This is a genomic window from Kitasatospora sp. NPDC008050 (assembly GCF_042957465.1).
Lineage (GTDB): Bacteria > Actinomycetota > Actinomycetes > Streptomycetales > Streptomycetaceae > Kitasatospora.
Genome location: NZ_JBIBIJ010000042.1, coordinates 1 through 15597, shown reverse-complemented (window position 1 = coordinate 15597; position 15597 = coordinate 1). Strand labels below are relative to the sequence as shown.

Sequence of the window (15597 nt, the reverse complement as noted above, 5' to 3'; positions counted from 1 at the left end):
GGCGCCCCGCCCCCGGGGGGGGGGGGGGGGGGGCCCCCCCCCCCGGGGGCCCGGGGGGGCGCGGGGGGCGGGGGGGGGGGCCCCCCCCGCCGGGGGGGGGGGCCCCCCCCGCGGGGGGGCCCCACCGCCGCCTGACCGAGCAGGCCCTACTCCGTCTTCTTGCGCCGGCTGCCGAAGACGATCTCGTCCCAGCTGGGCACGGTGGCCCGGCGGCCCGGGCGCACGCCGTCCGCCTCGGCCTGGCGGTCGGTGGTGCCGACCAGCCGCTCGCGGTGCGGGGCGACCGCACGCGGCATCAGGATGTCCGCGTACGCCGAGCCGGCACCGACGGCCGGGGCGGCGGCCGCGGCGGCCGCGGCGGCCGGCTCCTCGACCTCCTGGGCCTCCTCCACCGGCGCGGCCTCGATCGCGGACGGGCCGACCGCGAGGTCGCCCCGGAAAGCGGGGACCACGTCGAGCAGGCTGGTCAGCGAGTCCCTGCCCTCGGCGGCCGCGACGGCCTCACGGGCCGGCAGCCGCTCGGGCGGCGACATGATCCGGTCCGCGGAGGGCCGCTCGATCATCGGGCGCAGCGGGCGGTCGTGGGGCAACCGGGCGATCCGCGGGATGAACGGGAAGACCGACTCCTCCTCGCGCTCGACGCTCTCGCCGATCAGCGCGCGGGCCTCGTCGTCGTTGGGCTGGACCAGCCGCCGGGGCGGGTCGTAGGTCCAGCTCGCGGTGCGGCCCTCGCCGTCCGAGCGGTAGGAGAGGACCACCTCCCAGGTGCCGTCGTCGCGCCGCCAGGAGTCCCAGCGCTCGGTGTCCTTCTCGGCCGCGCGCAGTACCAGGCGCTCGCCGACGGCCTCGCCGAGTTGCGGGCCGGTGGACTCGCCGGGCCGGCGGATCGGGGTCTTGCGGGCGCGCTCGGCCATGAAGGCGCGCTCGGCGAGCACCGGACCCTCGAAGCGGCGCACCCGGTCCACCGAGATGCCGGCCGCCTGGGCGACCTCCTCGGCGGAGGCACCGGCTCGTATCCGCGCCTGGATGTCGCGCGGGCGCAGGTGGCTCTCGACCTCGATCTCGATCTGGCCGAGGCGCGGGCGGTCACCGCGGATGGCGGCGCGCAGCCGCTCGTCGATGGCGAGGGTGTACTCCGTGCTGTCGGCAGCCTTGAGCACCAGCCGTGTGCCGTCGTTGCTGACGGCCACGACGCGCAGTTCGGGCACGGTTACCTCCCGGGTGGTGCCTGCCGACGTCACCTGCGTCGCTGCTCCCGTACTGAGTGTGGCCTGCCCACTGGCGACTTGCCACAACCTTGCAGAGTTCTCCGGCGTGTCGGACTTCCGTCCGGTCATGCCGCTGTGGCACGGTGGCCTGTTCGCCGCGTCGTCAGGTGACACCGCGTCAGGTATTCCCGGCCGTTCCCCGCACGTGGATGTGGAGCGACGGTTCGGGTCGAGCGCCGCCGTGCGTGCCTGGACCGAGACTGTCATATCGGCTGTCGATGAGGTGGCAGTCGAGAGGATGACCGAAGGCTCAGGCTCCACGAACAGTACTCCATTCGTGGCATCCACAGGGGCGGCTCGCCGCTCAAGTCTCCCGCGATTCACGGGAATCTCAAGAGCGAAGACTCCGATGGCGGACCGCCGATCAGTTGACGGTGATCATCTTCACATATATCGACTTCAAGAAACCGGATTTTCGACCCTTGTGTCCTTCTTTGTGCACAATGGGCGGGCTTATCGGATGGGCCGACGAGTCTGCTGGACCGACCTGACGACTTACCGACCGAACTCCTGAGCGACCGAACGAGCCGAGACATGAGAGCACCGATGCCGGAACAGAGTGAGCGGGCCGCCGCCCCGTCGACCGACCAGGGCCGACGGCGGATCGACCTGAGCCTGGCCCAGGTGACGGCCAGTGCGCTGGCCGCCGTGGTCGGCGCGGTGCTCGCCTCGGAGCTCGGTGTGTACGGGACGATCATCGGCGCGGCGGTGGTCAGCATCGGCGCCACCACCGGCGGCGCGCTCTTCCAGCACCTGTTCCGGCGCACCGGGGAGCAGCTGCGGGACGCCACCGAGCGCGGGCCCGGCAAGACCGTCAACGAGCTGCGGCAGGTCCCGCTCACCGAGACCGCGCCGCTGCCGGGCGCCTGGCGCGCCGAGAGCGGGCCGACGGAGGGCGACTGGAACGACTCCGGCGTGTTCCGGGCCCGGCGCCGCCGGAGCTGGAAGACCTATGCGGTGGTCTCCGCGCTGGTCTTCGCGCTGGCGATGACGCCGATCCTGATCGTCGAGGAGGCCACCGGCAAGACCGTGCACGACATCACCACCGGCCATGACGGCGGCGGCAACTCGATCCTCCCCGGCAGTGGTGGCAAGAGCGGCGACCGGGCACCCGAGCGGCCGGGCGGCGACCCGGTGGCGCCGAGCCCGGGCACCGGCAGCACCGGGTCGGGCGCGACGACCGGCTCCGGTGGGCAGGGGGCCTCGCCCAGCCCGTCGGGCGCGTCCGGCTCGTCCGGCGCGTCGGGCGCGCCGAGCACGCCGAGCACGCCGTCCACCCCGTCCGGCAGTGCGAGCCCGACGCCGCAGGGCTCTTCGTCCCCCTCGCCTTCGAGCGGGGCATCGGGCAGCTCCGGCACCCCGCAGACGGGTGCCGCCACGCCGCCGGCCTCGACGCAGCCGCCGGCCGCCGCCCCGCCGGCCGCCACCCCCGCCGGTGCGCCGACCGGCCAACCCGGCGCCACCGCGACGCCCTGACCCCGGCTCCGGGGCCGGGGGCTACGCCCCGAGCACCCGGCGCAGGTAGGCGTTGGCGAACCGCCGCTCCGGGTCGACCCGGTCGCGCAGCGCCGTGAAGTCCTTGAAGTGCGGGTAGACCCCGGCCAGGTACTCGGCGTCCCGGCTGTGCAGCTTGCCCCAGTGCGGTCGGCCCTGGTGCGCCGTCATCAGCTGCTCGACGGCCGTGAAGTAGCCCTGCTCGGCGGTGCCCCGGTAGAGGTGGACGGCTATGTAGACGGTGTCGCGGCCGTTCGCGGTGGAGAGCCACAGGTCGTCGGCCGGGGCGCAGCGCACCTCCACCGGGAAGCTGATCCGCCAGTGGCTGCGCTCCACCAGCGCCTTCAGTTCGCGCAGCACCTCGGTGGCGGCCGCGCGCGGTACCGCGTACTCCATCTCGATGAAGCGCACCTTGCGCGGGCTGGTGAAGACCTTGTGCGGGGTGTCGGTGTAGCTGCGCGCGGACCAGGCCCGGCTGGCCACGTTGGCGATGACCGGGATGCTGCGGGGGAAGGCGCGGCCGATCCGGCAGGCGCCCTCCCAGACGGTGTTGGAGAGGAAGTCGTCCTCCAGCCAGGCCTTGGCGGCGGGCAGCGGGCTGGCCGGCCCTTGGCTGCGGTTGTTGCGCTTGGTGCTGCACCGATCGGTGTGCGGGAACCAGTAGAACTCGAAGTGCTCGTTGACCGAGCTCAGCTCCTCGAACCGGTCGAGCACCTCGGCGAAGCCCATCGGCTGCTCCTGGGCGGTGAGCAGGAAGGCCGGCTCGACCCCGAAGGTGATCGTGCTGAGCACGCCGAGCGCGCCCAGGCCCAGCCGGGCGCCCGCGAACAGCTCCGGCTCCTCGGCGGGGGAGCAGCGGCGGACGGAGCCGTCGGCCAGCACCAGCTCCACCGCCGTGATCTGCGCGGCCAGCGAGGCCGAGTCGCGCCCGGTGCCGTGGGTGCCGGTGCTGGTCGCGCCGGCCACGGTCTGCACGTCGATGTCGCCCATGTTGGTCAGCGCCAGGCCCGCCGTGGCCAGCAGCCGGTTGAGCCGGTTGAGCGGCAGGCCGGCCTCGACGGTGACCGTGCCGGCGGCCCGGTCCAGCTCGCGCACCGCGCACAGCCCCTCGGGCCGCACCAGCACGCCGTCGGCGGCCGAGGCGATCGCGGTGAAGGAGTGGCCGGAACCGATCGCCTTGACCGTCCGGCCCTGCTCGGCGGCCTGCCGGACCACCGCGGCCAGCTCCTCGGTGGAGCCGGGGGCGACCACCTGAGCCGGTTGGGCGCTCTGGTTGCCCGCCCAGTTGGTCCAGCGGCCGGCGGTGATGGTGGCGGGCATGCGGGGCCTCCCAGCGACGGGTGCACTACCAGTGGGTAGGGAGCCTAGCCACCGGTGTCCGCACGGTCTATGGTCGCGCGGGCTCACTCGACGGGGCCAGGGCGCCCGGTTCCACCGGCACGGGCTCCGCACCGGCGGTGCGCAGCCAGCGGCCGCCGGCCAGTGCGACCAGCGCGCCGAAGGCGGCAGCGGCCAACGGCACCTGGTAGCCGGCTGCGGCCCCGGCGGCGTCCACCCGCCAGCCGGCCAGCGAGGAGCCGCCGGCCACCCCGAGGGCGAGCCCGGTGGTGGTCCAGCTCATCCCCTCGGTCAGCTGGGCGGGCGGCACCAGCCGGGCGACCAGCCCCATGGTGGTGATCATGGTCGGGGCGATCGAGAGCCCGGAGAGGAAGAGCGCGGCGCCCACCGCCAGCATGCCCACGGGGCCGGTGCACCAGCGCGCGGCCAGCACCAGCGGCACCATGCTCAGCGCCATCACCCCGATGCCCAGCTGGAACCGCCGCTCGGCCGGGCCGCGCGGGCGCAGTGTGCCGAAGACCGTCCCGGCCAGGCCCGAGCCGAGCGCGTAGACGGCCAGGACCAGGCTGGAGGCGCCCTTGTGCCCCTGCGCCTGGGCGAAGGCGACGGTGACCACCTCGACCGCGCCGAAGATCGCCCCGGTGGCTATGAAGGTGAGCATCAGCACCCGCAGTCCGGCCGAGCGGATCGCCGAGCCGCTCGACTCGCGGGCCGTGCGGTGGATCGGCGGCTCGGTGTCGCGCTGCGCGGTGAAGAGCAGCACCCCGACCGCGAGGAAGATCCCGGCCAGCAGCACGCCGGCCTCCGGGAAGAACGAGGTGGCCAGGCCGATCGAGAGGATCGGCCCGACGATGAAGATGAGCTCGTCGACCACCGACTCCAGCGCGTAGGCGGTGTGCAGCTTGCCCGCGTCCGAGCGGTAGAGATGTGCCCAGCGGGCCCGCACCAGCGCCCCGGTGCTCGGCATGGTGCCCATGCCGACCGCGCTGACGAAGAGCGTCCAGTCGGGGGCGCCGGACCGCGCGCAGAGCAGCAGCGCGACGGTGGAGACGGTGGTGGCCGCGGTGGCGGGCAGCGCCACCCGGCGCTGGCCGTGCCGGTCGACCAGCCGGGAGATCTGCGGCCCGATGCCCGCGGCCGCCAGCGCCATCACCGCCGAGACCGCGCCGGCCACCCCGTAGGAGCCGCGCAGCTGGGAGAGCATGGTGACGATTCCGATGCCGACCATGGAGATCGGCAGACGGGAGAGGAAGCCGGTCGCCGAGAAGGCGAGACTGCCGGGAGCGGTGAAGATCTGGCGGTAGTTGGACAGCACGGCGGCTCCGGGGTGGGAAGAGCCGGGTGAGGGCCCGGTGGGTTGCGGTGGTGGCCACGGTTCCGTTCAGTCGTTCAGTAAGGAACGTGGCTCATCTACACAGCTTACGGAACGTGGCAAACGAAATTAGGTCCGCGGCCCGGCCCCGCCCGGCCCGCGGGCCCGAACGGCGCGGTGGCAGGATCGGTGCCATGCCCGAGATCCACAGCGAGCCCACCCTGGCCGCCGCCGCTCCCTATGACGCCCTGCTGCTGCTCTCCTTCGGCGGCCCCGAAGGGCCCGAGGAGGTGGTGCCGTTCCTGGAGAACGTGACCCGGGGCCGCGGCATCCCCAAGGAGCGGCTGGTCGAGGTCGGCCGGCACTACTTCCGCTTCGGCGGGGTCAGCCCGATCAACGAGCAGAACCGCGAACTGCTCGCCGCGCTGCGCGCCGACTTCGCCGCGGCCGGCCTGGACCTGCCGGTCTACTGGGGCAACCGGAACTGGGCGCCGTTCCTGGTCGACACCCTGCGGGAGATGGCCGAGGACGGCCACCGCCGGATCGCGGTGCTCGCCACCAGCGCCTACGCCGGCTACTCGGGCTGCCGCCAGTACCGGGAGAACCTGGCCGACGCGCTCGCCACCCTGGCCGCGGAGGGCCACACCGCGCTGCGGGTCGACAAGCTGCGGCACTTCTACAACCACCCCGGCTTCGTCGAGCCGATGATCGACGCGACCCTGGCGGCGCTGGCCGAGCTGCCCGCCGGGCTGCGCGACGGGGCCGAGCTCGCCTTCACCACCCACTCCATCCCCACCGCGATGGCCGAGAGCTCCGGGGCGCCCGACGACCCGGCGCGCGGCACCCCGGGGGGCGCGTACGTCGCCCAGCACCTGTCGGTGGCCGAGCTGATCGCCGAGGCGGTCGCCAAGGCCAGCGGCGTGGCCGACCGTCCCTGGCAGCTGGTCTACCAGTCGCGCAGCGGGGCCCCGCACATCCCGTGGCTGGAGCCGGACATCTGCGACCACCTGACGGATCGTCAGCAGGGTGGCGCCCCGGCCGTGGTGATGATCCCGATCGGCTTCGTCTCGGACCACATGGAGGTCAAGTACGACCTCGACACCGAGGCCGTCGCCAAGGCCGCCGAACTGGACCTGCCGGTGGCCCGGGCCGCCACGGTCGGCGCCGACCCGCGCTTCACGGCCGCCGTGCGCGAGCTGCTGCTGGAGCGGGCGGCCACCGAACGCGGCCTCGCACCCCGGCGCTGCGCCCTGGGCGCACTCGGCGCCAGCCACGACGTGTGCGCCGTGAACTGCTGCCCCAACCCGCGCGCCCCCAGGCCCGCCGCCGCGCAGGCCTGACCAACCCACCGAGCCGAGGAGTACCGTGCCCGACCAGCCCCTGCCCGACGCTGCCGCCCTGCCCGCTGCCGCCCTGCCCGCTGCCGCCCTGCCCGACGCCGCCCTGCTCGACGAGCTGCTCGCCCTCGCCCTGGAGGCCGCCCACCAGGCCGGGGCGCTGCTGCGCGACGGCCGCCCGGCCGACCTGGGCGTCGCGGCCACCAAGAGCAGCCCGGTCGACGTGGTCACCGAGATGGACCTGGCCTCCGAGAAGCTGATCGTGGAGCTGATCACCGGCCGCCGCCCGCAGGACGGCTACCTCGGGGAGGAGGGCACCGAGCGGCCGAGCGCCAGCGGGGTGCGCTGGGTGGTCGACCCGCTGGACGGGACGGTCAACTACCTTTACGGGCTGCCGAACTGGGGCGTCAGCGTGGCCGCCGAGTACCACGGCCAGGTGGTGGTCGGTGTGGTCGAGGCCCCGGCCAGGGGCGAGCTGTTCCAGGCGGTGCTGGGCCGCGGCGCCACGCTGGACGGCCGCCCGCTGGGCGGGCGTCCCACCCCGCCCTGGGGGCAGGCGCTGGTCGCCACCGGCTTCAACTACGTGCTGCCGAACCGGGTGCACCAGGCCGAGGTACTGCACCGCCTGATGGCCGAGATGCGTGACATCCGGCGCGGCGGAGCGGCCGCGATCGACCTCTGCGACCTGGCGGCGGGCCGGCTGGACGGCTACTACGAGCGCGGCCTGGCCCCCTGGGACCTGGCGGCCGGCGGCCTGATCGCCCGCGAGGCGGGCCTGCTCACCGGCGGCCGTCCGGGCGAGCCGGCCTCCGGCGAGCTGGTGGTGGCGGCCGCGCCCGGCGTTTTCGAGCCGTTGCAGGCGAGGCTGGAGGAGCTGGGCGCCTGGCACGACTGACCGGACGCGAAGCAGCTACGGACGTGGTGAGCCCCGGCGCACGGATGCGCCGGGGCTCACCACAGGTCGATGGGGTCAGCGGTCGGGGGCCGGTCTGTCGGCCGCGGAGAAGTGGTCGGCGACGAGCGCCGGTTCAGGCACTGCGGGGCAGTGAGAGGACCGGATCGACACCGTGGTCGGTGGCGATCCGACGCAGGTCGTCCAGTTCGGACTGTTCGACCTCGGCCAGGAACTCGTCCCCGGACTCGAGTGCGCGGTGCAGATCCTGCTCGGTGTTCCTTATGCGCTGCAGGATTCCGGCGGTGAAGGCGTCCATGCGGCAGACCCCCTTACGGTGTCGGACGTGCGCGGTCGAGCGTTCTCCGGATGGGAGGTGCGTTCCAGCGGCTGCGCCCCACCGGTCGGCTGGTACCGGTGCGGACGCCAATGCGGCCTCGGGGCCGCTCCGTGGGACCTGATCCCCCAACCGGTGCGGATGAACGCGCGGCGGGTGGGTGCGATCGCCTGACGGCGTGATCGCGGGTGTGCAGTCGTCCTCCCCAGTCAGGGGGCCGGGAAACCTCACCGTCGCGAGAAACCGGAGAAAGTTGCCGCCGTCACATGCGAGTGGCGTGTCGGTGTGCGGGCCCGGAGGCGGGGGCGTACCGCCTTACCGGTGCTTTACGCCGCAAGGAGGCAGGATGGAGGGACCGTCGGAGTCGCAGGCCCGCGTACGGGACCTTCCGATCCCGCCGCGCGTGCCCCAGAGAAGGGACAACCGCTGTGCGGGTTCTTGTCGTCGAGGACGAGCAGCTGCTCGCCGAAGCCGTGGCCACCGGTCTGCGCCGGGAGGCCATGGCCGTCGACGTGGTGTACGACGGCGAGGCCGCGCTGCAGCGGATCGCGGTCAATGACTACGACGTGGTGGTGCTCGACCGGGACCTGCCGCTGGTGCACGGCGACGACGTCTGCCGCAGCGTGGTGGAGCAGGGTCTGGCGACCCGGGTGATCATGCTGACGGCCTCCGGGGACATCAGCGACCGGGTCGAGGGCCTGGAGATCGGCGCTGACGACTATCTGCCCAAGCCGTTCGCTTTCAGCGAACTCGTGGCCCGGGTGCGCGCGCTGGGCCGGCGCGCCACGGTCCCGCTGCCGCCGGTCCTGGACCGGGCCGGGATCACCCTCGACCCCGGCCGCCGCGAGGTGCTGCGCGACGGCCGCTCGATCCAGCTGGCTCCGAAGGAGTTCGCCGTCCTGGAGGTCCTGATGCGGGCCGGCGGGGCCGTGGTCTCCGCCGAGCAACTGCTGGAGAAGGCCTGGGACGAGCACACCGACCCGTTCACCAACGTGGTGCGGGTGACCGTGATGACCCTGCGGCGAAAGCTCGGCGATCCCGCAGTGATCGTCACCGTGCCCGGTTCCGGCTACCGGATCTGACTCCCGTCCACTCCTCCACCGCAAGGGGACGACTTTCATGACCACCCCGCCCACCACCGGCGGGCCCTCCGGCAGTTCCCGCACGTTGCCGCCGCGGCCTGGCCACCCACCGCGCCCCGAGCAGCCGCCGCGCCCGGCCGCCGCGGAGCACCACGCCCCCTACCAGCCCGGTGACGGGCTGAGCTGGCTGCCGTTCCGGCCGACCATCAGGATCCGCCTCACCCTGCTCTACGGCGGCATGTTCCTGATGGCGGGGGTGGTGCTGCTGCTGCTCATGTACGTCGTGGTGCGCAACGCCCTGCAGAACACCCCGCTGCCGCCGATCATCATCGATCCGGGCATCACGGCCCGGATCAACGGGCAGGTGGTCAGCGGTGACCAGTTCAACCAGTTCCTCCAGAACCAGATGACGCTCGGGCAGCACAGCGAGCTCGACTCGCTGCTGCGCAAGGCGCTGGTCGTGCTGGTCGTGCTCGCCGTGATCGCCTTCGCGGCCGGCTACGCGATGGCGGGCCGGGTGCTGCGCCCGCTGGGCCGGATCACCCGTACCGCCCGCGAGGTGGCCGGCTCCGACCTGCACCGCCGGATCGAGCTGGAGGGGCCCGACGACGAGCTCAAGGAGCTCGCCGACACCTTCGACGACATGCTCGACCGGCTGGACCGCTCCTTCGACTCGCAGCGCAAGTTCGTCGCCAATGCCTCGCACGAGCTGCGCACACCGCTGGCGATCAACCGCACGCTGCTGGAGGTGCAGCTCTCCGACCCCAACACCTCGGCCGACCTGCAGCAGCTCGGCAAGACGCTGCTGGCCACCAACGAGCGCAGCGAGCAGCTGGTGGAGGGCCTGCTGCTGCTGGCCCGCAGCGACAACGAGCTGGTCGACCGGCGGCCGGTCGAGCTGTCCGAGGTGGCGCTGCGCGCGGTCGAGCAGACCCGCTCCGAGGCGGCCGACCGGGAGGTGGTGATCCGCTCCGAGCTGCACCAGGTGGCGGTGTCGGGCAACGGCGTGCTGCTGGAGCGGATCGCGCTCAACCTGTTGCAGAACGCGGTCCGCTACAACGTGGCCGACGGCTGGGTGGAGATCACCACCGCGCCCCGGCCGGGCGGTTTCGGCGAGCTGGTGGTCAGCAACACCGGCCCGGTGGTCCCGGGCTACGAGCTGGAGCACATCTTCGAGCCGTTCCGTCGGGTCAAGGGGGCCGACCGGACCCGCAGCGACAAGGGCGTCGGGCTCGGCCTGTCGATCGTGCGCTCGGTGGTCCGCGCGCACGGCGGCTCCATCGAGGCGGCGCCGCGCCCCGGTGGCGGGCTGACCATGCGGGTACGAATCCCCGGCGGCTGAGCCCCGCACCGGCCCGGCCTTGCGCCCTGGTACGCCTGTCACCTGCACGAAGGGCCGGACCAGGGCGCTTGTCATATCCGGCTCCGACAACTTACGGTGTCGTAACCTACGCTTGCGTAAGTGACGCGTCCGTAAGTCCCCTCCCTCAGGAGCCCCCGTCGTGACCATCGCCCCCGCCCAGCGCACCGGCTCGACCGCCTGGACCGATGCCCGGCTGATCCTCGCCCTGGAAGAGGTGGTCGAGACCGAGCTCAACCGCCACCTGAAGGTCGCCAAGGAGTGGATGCCGCACGAGTACATCCCGTGGAGCCAGGGGCGGGACTTCGACGGCGTGCTCGGCGGCGAGGCGTGGGAGGTGGGCCAGTCCAAGGTGACCCCGCTCGGCCGGGTCTCGCTGGTCGTCAACCTGCTGACCGAGGACAACCTCCCCAGCTACCACCACGAGATCGCCACGATGTTCGGGCGCGAGGGCGCCTGGGGGACCTGGGTGCACCGCTGGACGGCCGAGGAGGGCCGGCACGGCATAGCGCTTCGGGACTACCTGCTGGCCACCCGCGCGGTGGACCCGGTGGCCCTGGAGCGCTCCCGGATGGAGCACATGTCGGCCGGCTTCGAGTCCGACAACGCGCACAGCATGCTGCACTCGGTGGCCTACGTGGCCTTCCAGGAGCTCGCCACCCGCATCTCGCACCGCAACACCGGCCACTATGCCGGCGACCCGCTCTGCGAGCAGCTGCTGGCGAAGATCGCCAATGACGAGAACCTGCACATGGTCTTCTACCGCAACCTGCTCAAGGCGGCGCTGGACCTGGCCCCGGACCTGGCCATGCAGGCCGTCCGCGACGTGGTGACGGACTTCCGGATGCCCGGCCACGGGATGCCCGGCTTCGAGCGCGCGGCCGCGCAGATCGCCATCGGGGGCATCTACAACCTGCGGATCCACCACGACGATGTGCTCCAGCCGGTGCTGCGGCACCTGAAGGTGATGGAGCTCGGGGGCCTGGGCCCGGCGGGCCTGCAGGCCCAGCAGGAGCTCGGCCTCTACCTCGACGGGCTGGACACCCAGGCCACCCGGTTCGACGAGCGTCAGGCCGCGCTGCTGGCCCGCCGGGCCGAGGCCGCGGAGCGCAGGGCGGCCGGCTGAGCAGCGTCACGGCGGCCCGTGGCCCGCGTCCGCGCCGAGCTCGGCGCGGACGCGGGCCACGGCTCTGCGGGGGCCGATCGTGAGCGGACGGAAAGGGCCGAAGCCCAGGATTGGGTCGTACCGAGGCACTCGGGCGATGGGTGGTTTGCGACGCTTTCGGCCAAAAAATTCTGTCGCGTGACCAACATCACATCAGCAGTCCGCACTCGTTCGGATGATCTCTCTGAGTGATCAGACGATCGGGGTTGATCATTGCGCAGGGTAGCCGGAACCGGTGGATGGCGCTCCCCGGCAATCGACCGGAAAGTACTGCTCCACCTGGGTGGAGACGGTCTGGCGCAAGGGGTTGGCGAGGCGTACCATCACCATCCGTATTCGGCGGACAGCGCCCGCCGGCCGCCGGTGGCCACTGTCCGCAAGCCCCGGGAAGGCGGCCCCGACCACCTGGCCGGGCTCGCCGCTGAGTGTCGATTGAGTAACAGGGCTTGAAGTAAGGCACAATCTCGGCCTCGGGTCGGGCACAAGACCGGCCCCTCATGCGTTACGTGCGCTGGAGATACCGCACACACCCAGAGGGGGAGAGCGAACATGGCAACGGACTACGACACCCCGCGCAAGACCGACGACGACATCAACGAGGACAGCATCGAGGAGCTCAAGGCTCGTCGAAACGACAAGGCGGCGCCTTCGGTCGACGTCGACTTCGACGACTCCGGCGAGAGCCTGGAGCTGCCCGGAGCGGACCTTTCCAACGAGGAGCTGTCCGTCCGGGTGCTGCCCCGGCAGGCCGACGAGTTCACCTGCATGAGCTGCTTCCTGGTGCACCACCGCAGCCAGCTGGCCGGCGAGAAGAACGGTCAGGCCTACTGCAGGGACTGCTCCTGAAGATCGCGCGGCCCGAGCCCGGCGATCTCGTCGCGGCAGACCGGCGCCGACCGGGTGCTGAGCCCCGTCGGAGCGGGTCACCGCGGCGGTCGGACACGGACCGCTTCGGCGGCAGTGCACGAACGGCGATGGGGCGGGTCCGTCATGACGGGCCCCCCCCCACCCCCGGCGGGGCCCCCCCCCCCCCCCCCCCCGCCCCGCCGGGGGGGCTGGCCCCCACGGGCGTGGGGGGGGGCCCGAATGCCCGCCCCCGCCCCATCGCCGTTCGTGCACTCCACCACCGCCCCGCCTGCCCGGCCGAGCAGGATCAGGAGCGGGCCGCGCCGATCGCGGCGGCCAGCGCCTCGGGGTCGCGGGTGGACAGGTAGAGGTAGGGGGTGGGGTCGGCCGGATCGGTGACCTCCACCCGCAGCGCGGTCGGCACGTAGCTGCGCAGCAGCATGAAGGCCCGCGGGTCGGCCTTGGCCGAGCGCCAGGCCACCGTCTCCTTGGGGTCCAGCGGCCTGGCCTCGCCGAGCGCGCCGAGCGGGATCCTGGCCTTGCCGGCCACGAGCGAGCCCTGCACCACCCGGATCCGGGCGGAGCCGTACGAGCTGAGCCCGACCGCAGCGGCGACCAGCCCCGCCACCAGGCCGACCAGCCCGGGCATTGGTCCGTAGCGCAGCAGGATCAGGCCGATCGACAGGCCGGCCGCGACCGGCAGCAGCCACCAGGAGCGGGGCGCGGTGAGGCGTTCGTCGTACATGTCCCCCATTGTGGGTGCCGTTCCAACCAGCTCGGCACGGCCCCCCGGTCCAAGGGGCGGAATCGGCCGGCGCCTCCGTTCCTACCGGCGGGTAGGGTCTGGCGCTGTGACTGGATCCACTGCCCCCACACCGGCTCCGCAGGGCTCCGCCGACCCTGCCGAGCGTCCCCACAGACCCCTCTCGCCGACCACCGCGCCACCGGACGCCGTTGCGGCGGTCCGCCACCCCGAGGCACCGGCGCCCGGCACCCCGCTCGGCTCGCACTACGTGCACTGCTTCGGGTGCGGCCCGCAGCAGGCCAGCGGCCTGCAGATCGATGTGCGAGCCGGCCACGGCGTCGACGTCACCGCCGAGTTCGTCGTCAAGGCGGTGCACCAGGGCGGCCCGGGCCTGGCCCATGGCGGCATTCTGACCACCGCGATGGACGAGACCCTCGGTTCGCTCAACTGGATCCTGCACACCGCCTCGGTCACGGGCCGCCTGGAGGCCGACTTCGTGCGCCCGGTGCCGGTCGACTCGCGGCTGTACATCCGCGCCCGGGCGACCGGCGTGCACGGTCGCAAGCTCTACTGCGAGGGCGAAGGACGGATCGGCGGCCCCGAGGGACCGGTCGCGATACGGGCCGCCGCGCTCTTCGTTCAGGTGAAACTGGAACACTTCACCACGCACGGTCGTCCGCAGGACATCAAGGCTGCTCTGGACGACCCCGACCTGTTCAAACGAGCAAGAGCCTTTGAGGTGAATCCGTGAGTTCCACCGCCCGCCCGCCGGTCGAGGTCCTGATCCGGCGACTGGACCCCGAGCTGCCGCTGCCCAGCTATGCCCAGCCGGGCGACGCCGGAGCGGACCTGTGCGCCGCCGTCGACGCCGACCTCGAACCGGGCGAGCGCACGGTGATCCCGACCGGCATCGCCATCGCGTTGCCCGACGGCTACGCCGCGTTCGTCCACCCCCGTTCCGGACTGGCAGCTCGTTGCGGAGTTGCGCTCGTGAACGCCCCAGGGACGGTCGATGCCGGGTACCGTGGTGAGATCAAGGTGATCGTCGTCAACCTGGATCCGCGCGAGCGGGTCAGTTTCCGGCGTGGGGACCGGATCGCGCAGCTGGTCATCCAGCAGGTCGAGAAGGCTCGCTTCCACGAGGTGGCCGAACTGCCCGGGTCCGCACGCGCCGAGGGTGGGTTCGGGTCGACTGGTGGCCACGCGGCGGTTTAACATGCCGCGGCCGTGCAGGCCGCAGCCGAGCAGGTAGCCAAAGGTACGAGCAGGAATTCGCATCGGTCTTGGACCGGGAAGGACAGTGACCGTGTTCCGTCGTCGCCACAAGAGCGAGGACGCTGTCGAGCAGCTCGCCGAGGACGCCATCAGCGCCGACGAGACGGCCGATGACGTCGAAGGTTCCGCCGACTCCGAGAGCGAGACGCCGAACGACGTCGAGTCCGTCGAGGAGGCCGAGGAGACGGAGGGGGACCCGGCCGACCGCGTCGGTCTGCCGCCGGCCCCCCGCCCCGACGGTCCCTGGGACGACTCCGAGCTGGAGAGCCCCAACGAGGGCCGGGTCGACCTGGGCGGTCTGCTGGTCCCCGGCGTCGAGGGCATGGAGCTGCGGGTCGAGGTGGCCGGCGACGCGATCGTGGCCGCCACCCTGGTGCTCGGCAACAGCGCCATCCAGCTCCAGGCTTTCGCCGCGCCGAGGTCCGAGGGCATCTGGAGCGAGGTCCGCGACGAGATCGCGACCGGCATCCGGAGCCAGGGCGGCCTCGTCGAGGAGGAGGAGGGCCCGCTCGGCTGGCACCTGCGGGCCCAGGTCCCGGTGCAGCTGCCGGACGGCACGCAGGGCGTGCAGCTGGTCCGTTTCGTCGGCTGTGACGGACCGCGCTGGTTCCTGCGCGGCGTGATCTCGGGCCAGGCCGCGGTGCAGCCCGAGTCGGCGGACGTGCTGGAGCAGGTCTTCCGGCAGACCGTGGTCGTGCGTGGCGAGGCGCCGATGGCGCCCCGCGACCCGATCGTGCTCAAGCTCCCCGAGGACGCCCAGATGGTGGCGGACGGCGGTGTCGGCGCCGCCCCCGAGGGCGAGGCCTCGCGCTTCGGTGACGCCTCACTGAGCCCGTTCGCCCGCGGCCCGGAGATCACCGAGGTCCGCTGAGGCGGGTTCATCAGCCGTATCGACCGGCCCCGGACAGCTCGCTGTCCGGGGCCGGTTTGACTCCCGGTAGGTCGGTGCGTAAAGTTCTCCGAGTTGCCCGGACCACGATAAGTGGCGGCGAGTAAATCTGATGAGCGTGAAAATCGCGAGACAGAAACTCTGCTAAAGTCTGGGAGCGCCGAAAGCCGAAAGGCCGGAAGCGAAATGTGGAAAGCGAAGCGGAAAAGGCACTGAGCCGGATCTGATAAGCTGGAAACACGAAAGAACGAAGCGCC

General features: G+C 72.6%; 15 protein-coding genes. 10 read left to right on the top strand and 5 right to left on the bottom strand.

Annotation, left to right across the window (positions count from 1 at the left end):
* Positions 1-146: 146 nt before the first annotated feature.
* Positions 147-1241 carry a septation protein SepH gene (gene sepH / locus ACFZB9_RS36570; protein ID WP_391454439.1) on the bottom strand — a complete coding sequence of 365 codons (1095 nt, stop codon included), beginning with the start codon at positions 1239-1241 and terminating at the stop codon, positions 147-149.
* Positions 1242-1814: 573 nt separating this feature from the next.
* On the opposite strand from sepH, the gene ACFZB9_RS36565 reads away from it, so the two are divergent.
* Complete coding sequence (locus tag ACFZB9_RS36565; protein WP_391454438.1) at positions 1815-2744, top strand: hypothetical protein; 930 nt, start codon at positions 1815-1817, stop codon at positions 2742-2744.
* Positions 2745-2765: 21 nt separating this feature from the next.
* On the opposite strand, the gene ACFZB9_RS36560 is transcribed toward ACFZB9_RS36565, so the two are convergent.
* Together ACFZB9_RS36560 and ACFZB9_RS36555 are read right to left on the bottom strand one after the other, a co-directional pair.
* The gene (locus tag ACFZB9_RS36560; RefSeq protein WP_391454437.1) at positions 2766-4082 is read right to left on the bottom strand and encodes a D-arabinono-1,4-lactone oxidase; all 1317 of its coding nucleotides are present in this window, start codon (positions 4080-4082) and stop codon (positions 2766-2768) included.
* Positions 4083-4149: 67 nt separating this feature from the next.
* Entirely contained in the window at positions 4150-5415 is a 1266-nt protein-coding gene (locus ACFZB9_RS36555; RefSeq protein WP_391454436.1) for an MFS transporter, read from the bottom strand.
* Between the two features lie 191 nt (positions 5416-5606).
* On the opposite strand from ACFZB9_RS36555, the gene ACFZB9_RS36550 reads away from it, so the two are divergent.
* Together ACFZB9_RS36550 and ACFZB9_RS36545 are read left to right on the top strand one after the other, a co-directional pair.
* Positions 5607-6752 (top strand): ferrochelatase, encoded by a 1146-nt coding sequence (locus ACFZB9_RS36550; RefSeq protein WP_391454435.1) that lies wholly within the window; start codon positions 5607-5609, stop codon positions 6750-6752.
* Between the two features lie 88 nt (positions 6753-6840).
* Positions 6841-7644, top strand: a complete 804-nt coding sequence (locus tag ACFZB9_RS36545; RefSeq protein ID WP_391454441.1) for an inositol monophosphatase family protein — start codon at positions 6841-6843, stop codon at positions 7642-7644.
* A gap of 133 nt (positions 7645-7777) precedes the next feature.
* On the opposite strand, the gene ACFZB9_RS36540 is transcribed toward ACFZB9_RS36545, so the two are convergent.
* On the bottom strand, positions 7778-7960 hold the full coding sequence (locus tag ACFZB9_RS36540; protein WP_327066954.1) for a hypothetical protein: 183 nt from the start codon (positions 7958-7960) through the stop codon (positions 7778-7780).
* 446 nt (positions 7961-8406) lie between these two features.
* On the opposite strand from ACFZB9_RS36540, the gene ACFZB9_RS36535 reads away from it, so the two are divergent.
* The 4 genes from ACFZB9_RS36535 (at position 8407) to ACFZB9_RS36520 (ending at position 12431) form a co-directional block, all read left to right on the top strand.
* Entirely contained in the window at positions 8407-9060 is a 654-nt protein-coding gene (locus tag ACFZB9_RS36535; RefSeq protein WP_035846216.1) for a response regulator transcription factor, read from the top strand.
* A gap of 37 nt (positions 9061-9097) precedes the next feature.
* The gene (locus ACFZB9_RS36530) at positions 9098-10402 is read left to right on the top strand and encodes a sensor histidine kinase (protein ID WP_391454433.1); all 1305 of its coding nucleotides are present in this window, start codon (positions 9098-9100) and stop codon (positions 10400-10402) included.
* A 160-nt stretch (positions 10403-10562) separates the two neighbouring features.
* Complete coding sequence (locus ACFZB9_RS36525; RefSeq protein WP_391454432.1) at positions 10563-11546, top strand: acyl-ACP desaturase; 984 nt, start codon at positions 10563-10565, stop codon at positions 11544-11546.
* A gap of 588 nt (positions 11547-12134) precedes the next feature.
* Entirely contained in the window at positions 12135-12431 is a 297-nt protein-coding gene (locus tag ACFZB9_RS36520) for a DUF4193 domain-containing protein (protein ID WP_391454430.1), read from the top strand.
* Between the two features lie 307 nt (positions 12432-12738).
* Here the strand turns inward: ACFZB9_RS36520 and ACFZB9_RS36515 are convergent, their stop codons facing one another.
* The gene (locus ACFZB9_RS36515) at positions 12739-13176 is read right to left on the bottom strand and encodes a DUF3093 domain-containing protein (RefSeq protein ID WP_391454428.1); all 438 of its coding nucleotides are present in this window, start codon (positions 13174-13176) and stop codon (positions 12739-12741) included.
* Positions 13177-13282: 106 nt separating this feature from the next.
* On the opposite strand from ACFZB9_RS36515, the gene ACFZB9_RS36510 reads away from it, so the two are divergent.
* The 3 genes from ACFZB9_RS36510 to ACFZB9_RS36500 all read left to right on the top strand — a co-directional run bounded on the left by ACFZB9_RS36510 (position 13283) and on the right by ACFZB9_RS36500 (position 15322).
* Complete coding sequence (locus ACFZB9_RS36510) at positions 13283-13927, top strand: hotdog domain-containing protein (protein WP_391454426.1); 645 nt, start codon at positions 13283-13285, stop codon at positions 13925-13927.
* Positions 13924-14391: a dUTP diphosphatase gene (gene dut, locus ACFZB9_RS36505; protein WP_391454424.1), complete on the top strand. Its 468-nt coding sequence runs from the start codon at positions 13924-13926 to the stop codon at positions 14389-14391. Before ACFZB9_RS36510 ends, dut begins: the two co-directional genes overlap by 4 nt.
* Before the next feature lie 148 nt (positions 14392-14539).
* On the top strand, positions 14540-15322 hold the full coding sequence (locus ACFZB9_RS36500; protein ID WP_391454440.1) for a DUF3710 domain-containing protein: 783 nt from the start codon (positions 14540-14542) through the stop codon (positions 15320-15322).
* Positions 15323-15597: the final 275 nt, after the last annotated feature.